Annotated in this window: 10 protein-coding genes; 1 reads left to right on the top strand and 9 read right to left on the bottom strand. The window is 42.6% G+C overall.

Annotation, left to right across the window (positions count from 1 at the left end; translation table 11 throughout):
- Positions 1-342 precede the first annotated feature (342 nt).
- From U1I11_RS07695 to U1I11_RS07675, 5 genes are all read right to left on the bottom strand, one after another.
- The gene (locus U1I11_RS07695) at positions 343-1395 is read right to left on the bottom strand and encodes a serine/threonine protein kinase (RefSeq protein WP_322905334.1); all 1053 of its coding nucleotides are present in this window, start codon (positions 1393-1395) and stop codon (positions 343-345) included.
- A 235-nt stretch (positions 1396-1630) separates the two neighbouring features.
- Complete coding sequence (locus U1I11_RS07690; RefSeq protein WP_322905332.1) at positions 1631-2230, bottom strand: HEAT repeat domain-containing protein; 600 nt, start codon at positions 2228-2230, stop codon at positions 1631-1633.
- Between the two features lie 845 nt (positions 2231-3075).
- Positions 3076-4443, bottom strand: a complete 1368-nt coding sequence (locus U1I11_RS07685; protein ID WP_322905330.1) for an L-lactate MFS transporter — start codon at positions 4441-4443, stop codon at positions 3076-3078.
- A gap of 166 nt (positions 4444-4609) precedes the next feature.
- Complete coding sequence (locus U1I11_RS07680) at positions 4610-5461, bottom strand: LytR/AlgR family response regulator transcription factor (protein ID WP_322905329.1); 852 nt, start codon at positions 5459-5461, stop codon at positions 4610-4612.
- Positions 5458-7131, bottom strand: a complete 1674-nt coding sequence (locus U1I11_RS07675; RefSeq protein WP_322905327.1) for a sensor histidine kinase — start codon at positions 7129-7131, stop codon at positions 5458-5460. Before U1I11_RS07675 ends, U1I11_RS07680 begins: the two co-directional genes overlap by 4 nt.
- 253 nt (positions 7132-7384) lie before the next feature.
- On the opposite strand from U1I11_RS07675, the gene U1I11_RS07670 reads away from it, so the two are divergent.
- Positions 7385-7987, top strand: coding sequence for a hypothetical protein (locus U1I11_RS07670; RefSeq protein ID WP_322905325.1), 603 nt, complete (start codon positions 7385-7387; stop codon positions 7985-7987).
- Between the two features lie 668 nt (positions 7988-8655).
- On the opposite strand, the gene U1I11_RS07665 is transcribed toward U1I11_RS07670, so the two are convergent.
- The 4 genes from U1I11_RS07665 to U1I11_RS07650 all read right to left on the bottom strand — a co-directional run bounded on the left by U1I11_RS07665 (position 8656) and on the right by U1I11_RS07650 (position 13137).
- Positions 8656-9699, bottom strand: coding sequence for a hypothetical protein (locus U1I11_RS07665; protein ID WP_322905323.1), 1044 nt, complete (start codon positions 9697-9699; stop codon positions 8656-8658).
- A 537-nt stretch (positions 9700-10236) separates the two neighbouring features.
- Positions 10237-11160, bottom strand: a complete 924-nt coding sequence (locus tag U1I11_RS07660) for an Rpn family recombination-promoting nuclease/putative transposase (protein ID WP_322905322.1) — start codon at positions 11158-11160, stop codon at positions 10237-10239.
- Positions 11161-11786: 626 nt separating this feature from the next.
- Complete coding sequence (locus U1I11_RS07655; RefSeq protein WP_322905320.1) at positions 11787-12332, bottom strand: hypothetical protein; 546 nt, start codon at positions 12330-12332, stop codon at positions 11787-11789.
- Positions 12333-12393: 61 nt separating this feature from the next.
- Positions 12394-13137 carry an ImmA/IrrE family metallo-endopeptidase gene (locus tag U1I11_RS07650; protein ID WP_322905318.1) on the bottom strand — a complete coding sequence of 248 codons (744 nt, stop codon included), beginning with the start codon at positions 13135-13137 and terminating at the stop codon, positions 12394-12396.
- Between the last annotated feature and the right edge of the window lie 2 nt (positions 13138-13139).

Genomic DNA, 13139 nt, shown 5'->3' with positions numbered 1-13139 from the left:
AATAAAAAATAGGTGTTTTTATTTTTAAAAGCACGGTGCAGTAGCTACAGATTTTGCAATCAAAACAAGCACAAAAACGCCGTATCAATACGATACGACGCTGTTGTGCTGCCCTATGCTACCTATATCCATTCCAGTTCGCTACGAAAATTCATCGCTTACTGACCCATATCCACACAAAGTTAACTTTTAATGTTGATTGTGTGCTGAAATTGTGATAGTCAGGGCTTAAATGAGCTTTAACGTTCAATTTAATCACGGTCAATGTCATAGTATGCAATACGCAAGCTAAGCATGATATAAGTGACAGATGATCAATATGTGTATGTCCACGACGTTCATTTAGCGGGGCAACTTTTCATGCAACTCTGTCGCAGATTGATCCGGTTCCTTGCTGCTAACGAGCACTTTCTGTTTCCTGTTTTTCTGCCGATGCCCAGAGGTGACGATACTGCCTTTCGCGTGTACAGCTTCGGATCGCTTGCTACGCGTTAATACAAGATTGCGACGCCAGAAACGTTCTGCCTGAACAGCAATTTTGAACCATTTAAGCGAAGCGCACCGTTTGTTGGCGGACACTGCCAACCCCCAGTGAATTACACGCGACAAAATCGGTGACGCAGGCTGACAGCTGCCAAGTCGCTCCAATGGATCATGGAATATTCGCTTCGGCACATCGATCGGTGCCTGTCCACGGCAGCAAAAGTAAAATGTCGCCGCCAAACTATAAATATCCGAAACCGGTCCCTGAATGGAACGTCCGGAATAAAATTCAATCGGTGAATAACCGGCTGTCGTCAAAATTTGATGCGTTTTTTCTTCGTACCGTACAGCTGAGCCAAAATCAAGCAACTTCGTCTGCCCATCCTCTGCCAGCAAAATATTAGATGGCTTCACATCGCGATGAATATAACCGAGATTATGTATGTATTCCAGCGCATCAATGACCGGAAACAGCCGTTTTTGCAAAAATTCCGTATCGAGCGAAGGCGCATATTGCTGAATGTATATATCCAGTGTCATCCCGCGATAATACTCCAGTACAATATATACAGTACCATGATGCTCCAACTCATCTTCATAGCGTACGATGCCAGGATGCTCCATCCGCCTTAGCAGTTCGCCTTCCTGTCGGAATTTCTGGCGCATCTCTGCAAACTTGTCTTGCAAATTAGCGGCTATACATTCGACCGTACAACGGTCTTTACTGCGCCTTGCCAGTGCGGCTGGGAAAAACTCCTTAATAACGTGCAATGTACCCTTTTCCATATGTCGTGCCACATAAATTACCGACAATTCGCCAACCGACAATGTGCGGCGGAGCTGATAGGTATCGGCAAGCTTATGATTACGGGCAAGTGTCTGATTCGTGATCAGTTGGCTCTGGCTCATCATGTCCACCTTTCTTTACATCCGATTATGGCATCCTTGCATATATTATGCTAGCCAGTCGCAGAAAAAGTAAAGCCGCACACCTGCTGAAGCAACCGATACCCAAACCGGCAGCTTACCGAAAAATGTACGACCATTGTTACAGCCATTTTAGCATAAATTTGCAAGCTTGCAATTGCCTAGACAAATAAAACAGCCCGGCATGTCGATATATTGCCGGGCAATCGCTTACAATTACTTAATTTGGTGAGTAATCTGAATAGTTCCAGTCGCTTTCACGCATAATGCGCAGCGCGCTTTGTGCAATCATCGTTACCCGCTCATCAGGATCATGCTCCAACGCGATCTGTAGCAGCGGCTCAAACTCCTGCCAACCGATAAAACTAGTTGCAAAAATGGCTGATTGACGTACCCGTGCATCCGCATCGCGCATATAACGCTGGAAGATGTCCAGCACTTCAGGCTGTGCTTCATCCATATAAGTGGCAATGCCAAGCCGACAGATCGCATCGATTTTGTCGTCCACATGTGTCACTTCCAGGCAATGCGCTTGCACCTTTTCCTTGTTGTCGACAATACCGAGCATCTGTAGCAACCATGCACTTTGTGCAGCGAGCGGGCCATGTAACAACATATACGGCAAGCTAGTTGCACGATCGACGATCATATAGATCATCGTTATTCCGTCATTCATTACAAACGCATAATATTCATCATATTGCTGTTCATTCACCTGATCGCTAACAGGCACTAGCGTAAGGCTGTCTTCTCCCGACAATCGTTCTACTACATCTTGCACAGCAAGCTGTCGACGTATACATAATCGAATCTGGTTCATACTGCGTGTTCCTCCTTCACTAATGTGGAATCGGTGTACATGCATGATCTGAACGCTCCGCATTAAGTCCGCTACTCCAACACAATGATCCAGCACCGAGCATATGGACATCAAACTTCGAATAATGCACTATCCTAACGAACATTTGTAAACGATTACTTATTATGGCATGCTCAATGCCATTATACCCTCAATACCAGTACGTATACCAATCTATTTGCAATTCGTAAGCAGCAAATTTAAGTGATGGCTAGCTCTTAATGAACATACAATGCTCTGCACTTCTTTTCTAAACAACTATACTGCGCTATGCAACTAACTATAGACGCCGAAGCGAAGCGACCCTTAAACGTGACGCTGAACTATGCAGCTAACTTCTAACGAGTAGACAGCGATAGCAACCGACTCGCTGGCTAACATGTACTGTTTACCGGAAAGATCGATCATTCACAACTCCCCGCTGCTGCTCTGACCCAATACGATCAACAGCAACGTAGTTATTTGCCGATTAATCCAGCTTGCAAACTTTGTTCAAATGTGCATCATCAATTAGTTCGTCATTCCACTTGCTGATAACTTAATTTGCTTCCGCTCCACCGCTTTTCTTTCAAACGAAATCCCTGCCACAACAAATAGGAGCAGGGATTTTGAAATAGTTACAAACAACTCGATATAAGTAGCGTACATTAACCATAATGAATTTAAGTGTTAACTCCGCTGCACGTCCTGAGTGATGACGATATCGATTTACAATAAAAGTCAATGTACAATAACAATTAACTATGGTTGATGCAATATACAGCGATAGTGTACATCAACCGCTTACCAGCACAATAATCCTGTTATTAGCGTACAGTATGCGGATTCGCTTTCCATTTAGCATGTTTGGTATCGGTTGTCGGTTGTTCACGTTCGCCATATAGCGGCGGCTTGATCATGATCGCGATCAAAAACGAGATTAGACAGAGAATACCGATAATGATAAACGTTGGTTTAAAACCGCCCATCCAAGCGGCGATACATGCACCGGCTAGCGCACCGATTCCGAAACCTTGGTAAATGACACCATAGTTTTTGCCGTGGTTTTTCAGACCGAAAAAGTCACTGACGATCGCCGGGAAGACGGTAATATTGCCGCCAAAACAGAAGGCAATCGCGGCAACGGCGGCAAAGAAAATACCGAATGTTAACGGTATAAAACTTAAGATGGCAACTGCTGCTGCTGTGACGATAAAAGTGCCGCACAATACTTTCAGTCGACCTACTTTGTCAGACAGAGCGCCAAGGATAATGCGACCGACCGTATTAAAGATCGCGATCATCGCCACCGCATTAGCGGCTGTTGCCAGATCAAGCCCGGCAAGCTGCACACCGATATCTTTGACGATCCCGATTAAGTACAGACCGCTCATACAAGCGGTAAAAAACATAATAAACAGCAAGTACGCTTGTTTTGTTTTCAGCATTTCTTTGACCGTATAGTTATGGGCGATCGCAGTGGTGACACCAGTCGATACAGGCTGGCGAATCGTCCCCTGTGCCGTATGTGCATTGTCATTAGACAATAGAGCTACATCGGTTGCCGGCGCTTCACTGACGACCGCTTCTTTAATCAAACGCGAGCCGATCACAATCATCAGCAATACGATGATACCCCAGTACAAAAACGCCATCGATACGCCAACCGAACCGATTAGCGCGCCATTAATGTATTTGAACAACAAACTACCTGTCCCGTACGCACCGACGGAAATACCGGAGATCAGACCTTTGCGCTCTGGAAACCATTTGATCAAGTTGGAGAGCGATGTCATATAAGCGGTACCGTCGGCAAATCCGACTACCACACCTGCCAATATATATAGCAGTAGCAGTGAGGACACTTGTGAGCTAAGCATCAGTCCAATACCGAGCACAATCCCCGCTGTACCAATCAAGCGGCGAATGCCCCATTTTTCCTGTAACTTGCCTGAAAATAAAGTTGCAAAGGCAAGCGCAAAGCTCGTAATGGAAAATGTAATTGCAACCGAGCTAAGCTGCCAGCCAAATTTATCAACTAGTGGCTGGTTGAACAAGCTCCATGTATAAATCGTTCCGAGTCCCATCTGGACGATAATCGTACCGAGCACGATTAGCCAGCGTTTGACCGCCGGTGCATCCGCACCTGTGTGTGTAGTCGATTGATTGGATGGATTAGCAAATAATGTTTTCATAATGGATGTTCCTTTCCGTCATAACTGCAATGTGCACTCATTGCTGCGAGAATGATCTATACATACAATGATTTATACATAATGATCTATACATCGAGTATACCCCTGCAACGTTTACAGCATAACGGAAATGGAATGAGATACCTTATGTCGGAATGAAATGCATTTAGATGTGCATGAGTTGCCGAAATTCTTTCACTTTACTACGACTGACGGGCACCTCATCGCTCACATCATGCAGCCGGAGTAAATAGGTGCTGTTAAACCAAGGCACAATTTCACGAATTTTGCCGATATTGACGATATACGAACGATGACAACGGAAAAAGGAATCTTCCGGCAATAGCGCCTGGAATTCGGTAATGCTGGCATGCACTGTATAACGATCACGCCGGGTGAACACCTCGGTCACCTTTTCGCTTGCTGATGCATAATACACATCGTCGATCGGGATAACATGTATATTGTCATTTTTCCATAGGCTGAGTTTGCCTTGTAGCGCAGGGGTATAGTTCGTCTGTGTATATGATGCCGGACGCACAAAGGCACGGCTGCTACCGACGGGACTGTGCTCTTGTTGTGCTGGAATTGCGTTTGACATTGCAGTTGGTGGCACCAATGACGGAGCGTGCACAGCGTTAGCCCCAGCATGATCACGCGCATAGGTCGCTTCCAGCTTATGCAACATCGAAGTAATGCGTGATTCACTGTATGGCTTCAATATATAATCAAATGCTTCGATCTCGAATGCTTCTGCCGCATGCTCTTTGTATGCCGTAATGAAAACAATGTACGGTTTGCGCGAAAATTTGCTAATATTATGTGCCAACAGCACACCGTCCAGCGAAGGAATATTAATATCGAGAAAGATCGCATCAATCTCATGATCCTGCACATAACGAAGCACATCTAGCCCATCTTCAAAACTGCCTGTAATTTCGATATTGCTGTACGTTTGAATATAGTATTCCAGTTCCTGTCGTGCCAGAAATTCATCTTCTACTACGATCGCTTTCATGATGCCGAACGCTCCTTTTTAATGTTAAACCGGATGCGAGTTCCTTTTTCCAATCGTTCGATCTGCAATCCTTCACCATAGATCAGTTTGACGCGCTGATGGACATTGGACAGACCGATTCGATTTTCCGGCATACTGCCGTCGTACACTTTAGCGATAATGTCAGGATCGATACCGGTTCCAGTATCTTCTACACTAATTTCAACCGAATTGCTGCAATCTTTGACCGCTAAGGTGACGGTGCCAGAGCCGCGTCCTTTTAAAATACCATGTACAATCGCATTTTCAACAAGCGGCTGAATAATCAGGCTCGGCATTTTCACTTCCACTTCGTCGATATCGTACACAACGTTTAATTTGCTGCCAAAACGTGCCTTTTCGATTTCGACATAGTTTACGACTTGACCAAGCTCTTTATTAATATCGATCAGCTCATCGCTCCACTCCAAACTATGCCGCAAATAGCCGGACAGATTGATGATCATCTCCCGCGCATTGTCTGGGTTGATACGAATCGACGAAGCGATCGCATTGAGTGCATTAAACAGAAAATGGGGATTAATGCTCGTCTGTAGCGCCTTAATTTCAGCTTTGTTAGCCATTTCTTTCATCTGTTCGATACGAGATACTTCCATCAATGTAGAGATAATCTGGGACAGACCGACAGCGAGCGTTTGCAACGAATACGTAATTTTGTGGGCGTTACGATAGTAAATTTTGAGCGTACCGGTAACGATGCCTTTTTCCTGCAACGGGATAATGATCAACGATTGTATATTCGGCACTTTGCCCTCAGCATCATCGTTAATAAGCACGATTTCGCCGCTTGAAATCGCCTGTTTAGTCGCATCGGTAATAATCTCATGACCGATATTGTACCGCTCCTCGCCCAAGCCGACATAGGCGAGAATATAGCGTTTGTCCGTAATCGCGACCGCATCTGCCTGAATATCTTGCCGGATAATCGTGCAAATTTTGCGCAATGAATCGCTGTTAATGGAGCGGAAATACGGCAGCGTTTTGTTCGCAATATCTAGCGCCAGCTTCGCCTGCCGAGCAGCGATATTTTCGCGCTCTCCTTCTACGCCTTGTACAAACAATACGATCAAACCGACACCAACCTGCCCGAGAATCATCGGCACCGCAATGATCGATACGATCTCGCGCCCGAGCGCATACGGATGCGACATTAACAAAATAAGCAGCATCGTCAACGCTTCACATGCCATCCCTGCGGCAATACCAACGATCCAGCGCCGACGGCTGCTAATTCGGTTATGAATATAGCCGGACACAATGCCTGCGATAATGCTCGTAATTAGACACGGCACCGAGGTCACACCGTTCATATCAATCAAATAACGATGCGCCCCGGATACGATACCTGTAATTAATCCAACCGGCCAACCAAATAAAATCCCGCCCGACACAATGGCAATAATGCGCACATTGACGAGCGAGCCTTCTACATTAATGCCTGTATACGTGCCCAGAATAGCAAAACCGCTAAAAATGACGGACAATATAATACGATCTTTGATGTCCAGCACTTCTTTTTGAAAAATCTGCCGAAAATGGGGCAACTTGCTTAACAAAAATAGACAAATTAACAGCAATGCCGCACGTTCCAGCAGCTGCAATAAAATAATCGGTGTAATATAGCTATTCACATTCATAATCCTCCAACGATTTCATTCCACTCTAGTCCATCCCTCTATTATAAACGTTCAACTTGCCATAATCATGTAGAAATTCAAACAAACAGGTTGGATATGTTAAATGAAGGTGACCATCATGTGAACAATGTTAAGCAGTATGTGCTTTTTATCGTTTTTTAAGATTCGTTTAACGAACCGTTCATATGACTGTTTTACAATCGACTTTATAATTATCGCAAACACATCAAGAGAGGCAGGAAGTACGATGAACCTAATGCAACGATTCCTACCCGGACAGCTCGCATGGAATGGTACATATGCGGAAGCGACGGTCACCCCTGCCGCCCATGCTGCCTTCCCTATGTTGCACCGGACAGACGGTACGTTAAGTTATTTGACCAGTTGTGTGTACAATATTCGTTATATATACAATGAAGCATCAGCATCAGCATCAGCATCAGCATCAGCATCAGCATCAGCATCAGCATCAGCATCAGCATCAGCATCAGCATCAGCATCAAAGTCATTATCCGAGCCGGATCGTACTTCTGTCTATGCCAAATTTGCCGATATCGAGCAAGAGACAGAGCTTGCTTCCACACTAATATTAAGCCAACTGCTTGACCATGCTGCCAGCTTGCTAGGATTAACGTCGCTGGAACTCAAACAATATTTGCAAGATGGCGACCATATTGCTCATATTGCCGAACACCAAGGCATCGCAGCCGAGCAATTCCGAGAACTGCTATGCCAAAACATAAGCTTGACCCTAAAAGAGGAACATTCCTCCGGTAAAATTACACAATCGCAATATGATCAATATATGCTTACGTTAGAGCAACAATTGGAACTGGTGTTGGCTTTGTAGGGTAGGTTTGGAGTTGGGGGAAGTGCGTAGGATTAGAGAGGTTTGGTCGTTGTTAATATGATGGATTAGCTATCCGGGGAGGGTGGCTTTTTGGGTTTATTTTGGGAAGCGGATCAGGCACATACGCCAGCGATTGCTAATAAACAAAAAAGACACCGGATTCGAGTTCGCAACCTCTATGACCAGCGAGCAGTTTCTCTTATTTTTGCAACTTGTCTGCTTCGGTCTCTGCTTCTTTAACAGATGGTGTATGTGTAATGAGATCAACAAAAGCTGAATGGCTAACGAGTAAGACATAACTGCTTGCTCATCTCTAAATTTTTAAAATCAAGTAATCTTTCTTAATTAGTATAACTCTGTAGCCGTCTCAAAACGTTTAAACAGCTCTAGTCATATAGAAAATCGATTATTGTAAGTAAAATTTAACTAGGGCGTGTCTTCAAACTGCTTTACAGATTGTTCGATACGGGTAATTTGCGTCAGACTAAGCTGTACAGGGTCTTATTTCTAACCTTTGTGAACAATAAATAATACGTAGGACAGTTTGAAGACACCACCTAGTACCTTGACCAAGTTCAATGTTAATTTGGATTGTGTACAGAAACCCTGATCCATGCGATCTTAAAACAGATTCAACACTCCAATTCATCTCGGTCAAAGTACTAGACTTACTTTATATCTTTAAAAACGATATCAATATCACTACCTTTGTTGATTTTAATATATTCGATTGTTTTCTTTAATTCTGCCATATGGTCAATCAGCATATACGCAGAACTTTTAACATTAGGTGTTCCTAATATAGCTGCAAATCCAGGATTGCGAGGATATAGGATTAAGTTGGTTGGTAGCTCAGGTTCATCAGATAGTCTATACATCACAGCCTGGGTAAACGGGTTTATTACTGTTTGTCTAGTTATTTTTGATATTCGACGCTGTGCTTCCTTAATTAACTCGTCTTTATCATTATTTTCGTTATAATGTTGTTCAGCTGCATATTTGTATTGATGCCATAACAATTCGGAATTATCAAGTACCATGTGATTTTGTTTATTTTTTGCCTTCTCATCAATATCCTTAGAATTTAGAGTTGCAATTATAGCACCACTTGATAGGTTAAACTCATTACTATAATGCCCTTCATCTTTCTCTTGACTAACATCTTCGTTATTCTGTGATCCAGGAACCCTGCCCTGTGAATTAACAAAATAATGATCATGATTGTCTTCGTTAACTAACGCAGCGTAACTAGAATAATAGGTATCAAATTTAATTTGTGAATCCTTTTTTTCATTGCTCTTTTCATTAGACTCATACTTCTCAATCGCTTCATTTAATTTTAACATGAGCTTTTTTCCAGTTTCCTCGCATTTTTTATATTCGTGCAAAATTTTTTCCCATATTTTTGGTCCAAGTACATTATTACCGGCTTTTTCATCTACTTCTTCCATAATGTCAAAAATGTCGATCTGTTTACCGATTTTCACAAGTTCATCATCGCTAGGTTTTGTTGATTTCATCCTCTGTATAATTTTTGTTTGTGAAATAGCATTATCTTTTTTAAACGTATTTAATACAAATTGATTCCCCTGCAATTTTTGCAACTGAATGAGTGGGTTCACTTGGTTGGTTGCAATAGTTGGTGAATATAAAGAAGCATGAAATGATGTTTTGTGATTTAAGTCTTTATTTTGAGATGGAATTTTATACAATATTCATCACTCCCTAATTATATTGTTTCTATCTATTTTGTTGACGTTTATACTTTTTAACTTTAATCTATACTCTTGCAGAAGCGGTAACTACGTACTTTCTCAGAGTAGTTGCATCCAAGCAAAAACTCAATTAAAACTTGGGCTAGTGACGTTGATAGTTTATTGTCTATTCCCCATCATACATGTTGTCGTTAATATACTATTGGCGATCGGTATAACCAGCGTATTCATTTTATTTTTTTGGTTTTCATATGCATTCACACCAAAATCTAGAAAATTCTTAATTGTATTACCTTGACTGTTTTAAATATTGGCTTTAAATCCACTTTATGTCCTTATTTGTAGCAGTAATCTACACGGTTTTAAACTATATATTTAAAACGGTCAGAGTAGTAGTATATTCAACTTCTCTCACTTGCTTAGTCGTATTTCGAAGTATACCACTCTATTGGCAAAGGATATAAAATGCAAAAAAAGCCGCGCTCAATTAACAATATCCTGTCTACGCGGCTTCGTTCTTTGATATCAAGTTGTTCATTTCAACGATTCATATAAAGCGGTAACTTCTTGTTCGGAAAGTCCAGTTGCCATAGCAACATCAGCAATAGCCATTTTTAGACGCAGCAAACGCAAGGCGGTTTGTTTCTTTTCATGCTGGATGCCTTGTTCCATACCTTTTTCTATTCCTTTCTCTATTCCTTGCTCTATCCCTTTTTCTATTCCTGCACGAAAACCATACTTCTCTGCATTTTTAGCCGCTTCCATCAGCGATGCCTGATCATGCAAATATTTCTGCCTTGCCTCATACTGCATCCGTGCCTCATGATCCTGACTCAAAAACTCCAATGTATCCATCGCTTTTTTCAATTTCGGTTCATTCATGGTTAGCACCTCCCATTGATCGGGCGTTGCGCCTTTCAGAAACAACAGCCAATTCGCGAGTCCACCTTGTTCAATCGGAATCGACTTCGCATTCAGTTTAGGTAACTCCAAAAAATGAATCTCGATATCATCCGTTAAGGCGATGCCCGTCTGATCTTCTCGCAAGTGAAACACACTATGGTACAAATCATTGTGTAGCAGCTCAAAATTCAAAATGTTAATTGTAACACATCGTTGCAGCGTACTATACGACTGCCCTTGAACGAGCTGAGACGAATATAACTTACTCCAATAAAACAGCGTTCGCTTTTCCATATCATAACGGTTAAAGAGCTGCATTTCTACATTAATTAACTCGCCGTCTGTCGTACGTGCGTGAATATCCAAAATGGACTGTTTATCGCTCGGTGAGTCTTTATCCGTATACGGATTCAGTAAAATAATTTCGCGCAATAATGGTTTCTTCGCTTCCATAAACGTGCGATTCAGAAAGGTTAGCAGTACATCCCGATTTTCCTCGCTACCAAAAATACGTTTAAACAAGAAATCATTTCGAGGATCAAGCAATTCCGTCATGATACGTCCTCCACTGACTACGCCTCGTCTTCCTCTACAACTAAAAACAACCTCAACATTGAAGTTATGGATCGTAAATAAGACGATGGGCGCTTTTTGGGCTAACTTCATTATAACGAGGAAATCAAGAGCTAGCAAGAACATTTGTTCTTATTTTGAAAATAAATAATACCGGTACGCATCAGAGATTAACGCCACTACTCATACTAACACAGCGAAAGCGACCAACTTCACATGGATGATTCCGGATGACGAACACCTATTTCAATCCATACCCCTGCATGAGGGGCGACAGTTGTACGCCATCCCATATGGTAATTTCAATCCACACTACCCTGCCGATAGCGACTATGTGCACCTTCAGATTAACTTCATCCGGTTGAAAGTTCAATGGCAATATTGGGTTGGAAACGAGTCGGTTGCCGATCCGCCTGCTACAGTAGCAGCCTATGAATCCACTCCCTCCTTCATCCCCGCAGCTTCATAAGCTAACTTTGCTCTTACGCCAACAGCATACATGGAGAGCGACCAATAGTAGCAGTAAGGCTACCAGCAATCTAATCTTTCAATCCACGCCCCCACGCGGGGAGCGATTATCAGCCTCATCAGCTCCTATCTCTCAAAGATCAGGTGAGTCGACGATCCAACCTTGAAATATGCTGCGGTTGAATAGCTTTAAAAAATTTTCGAACGGTACTTTTCTCCGCTACTCCATAGTTGATCACAAAATAACAGAAGTCTTCTAGGGTATCTTGCTGCATGAATACGCTTTCTGTATCCTCGTCGTCTTGCGTAATATAAATAGCCGCATCTTCGATAACTTCACGAATGTCAAAATCATTGCTACAAATGATACCTGCACTGAGAAGCATAGCCGCTGCTAAGCTATGAATCTCCCCTAGATCGTTTGTGTTTTTTAATGGTCGCCCTTGAAGTTCTTTTTTTACATCTAGTTGAGCGAACGCTTCCCGTATATCACGCAAATAAATCAAGTACAAATCGTATAATTCTTCTGTAGGCACATATGTTTCTTCTTGCGGATCAAATAGCATCCACTGTCCGCTATCAATAAAGTGCTCTACCTTTTTCTTCACCGAGGCGACCTGAAGTTCCTTCAGCACCTCAATATGAATATAGATTTCTTCATACAGATTGTTGATCCATTGAAACACATCTGCCCGTTAGAAAGTTTCAGCATGAATGATCACATTAGCGTCAATAAAGACTTTCCCCTCACGCTTCATGCTTATTTGCTGCTCTCATTTGCTCAATCGCTTGCATTTGCCAGATTTCAGTTTGTTGTGGAATGTATTTGGCAAGTTTATTGGATGCAGACAAAAGATCGATCTTTCCATTAGATAGCGCTTCTTCCACTACATCTTCATAAGCAATAAACCGCGTAAGTGGCTGGGGCATATCTAATGGACTGTCAGGTAAATTCAGTCGTTTTCGCTCCAACTGCCATTCGTCTTCTGTAAGTTTGATTGACTTCACGGTTAGCTTAAGTTCCTTCAAGCGCCGTACAACTGCTTCGTATGGCGTTGCTGCCATATCTGCTAGATGAATAATGGCTTCCATTGGCTCATACAGGTTACTGAGCTTAGACCATACCTCTTTTATGATAGCTTTAGGCAGCATGATCGCTGCTGCAAATCGATCCGCGGCGCGCTCATGATCAAAATCTTCATCTTGGAGCTGGCTAGCTTCTTCCAAATGCCACAGCTCATGTGCTGCTGTAAAATAACGAATCCGCAAAGGATGCAATGTATTTAAAGCTATAAACTGCTCACCAGAAAAATGACGAATAGCTGCTCCAAAATAAGTAGAGTCTTCTACATATTGATAAATGACCTTCGCTTTATTAGCTAAAATACGTTCAATATACGAGCCGATAAAGATTGGGGCATTAGCCGTTTCTTCTAAAAAATCAGCAGCTAAACCTTCCGCAATCACTTCTGCTTGCCTTTTACGATCCATGT

This window comes from Paenibacillus campi (assembly GCF_034659835.1).
GTDB lineage: Bacteria > Bacillota > Bacilli > Paenibacillales > Paenibacillaceae > Saccharibacillus > Saccharibacillus campi.
The sequence above is the reverse complement of the archived record's forward strand: the minus strand, read 5'-3'. Positions and strand labels throughout refer to the sequence as shown.

Excerpts from the sequence above, each read along its gene's own strand:
- U1I11_RS07695 (WP_322905334.1), bottom strand. The coding sequence starts at position 1,395 with ATGATGAGCCAGAGCCAACTGATCACGAATCAGACACTTGCCCGTAAT.
- U1I11_RS07690 (WP_322905332.1), bottom strand. The coding sequence starts at position 2,230 with ATGAACCAGATTCGATTATGTATACGTCGACAGCTTGCTGTGCAAGAT.
- U1I11_RS07685 (WP_322905330.1), bottom strand. The coding sequence starts at position 4,443 with ATGAAAACATTATTTGCTAATCCATCCAATCAATCGACTACACACACA.
- U1I11_RS07680 (WP_322905329.1), bottom strand. The coding sequence starts at position 5,461 with ATGAAAGCGATCGTAGTAGAAGATGAATTTCTGGCACGACAGGAACTG.
- U1I11_RS07670 (WP_322905325.1), top strand. The coding sequence starts at position 7,385 with ATGAACCTAATGCAACGATTCCTACCCGGACAGCTCGCATGGAATGGT.
- U1I11_RS07660 (WP_322905322.1), bottom strand. The coding sequence starts at position 11,160 with ATGACGGAATTGCTTGATCCTCGAAATGATTTCTTGTTTAAACGTATT.
- U1I11_RS07650 (WP_322905318.1), bottom strand. The coding sequence starts at position 13,137 with ATGGATCGTAAAAGGCAAGCAGAAGTGATTGCGGAAGGTTTAGCTGCT.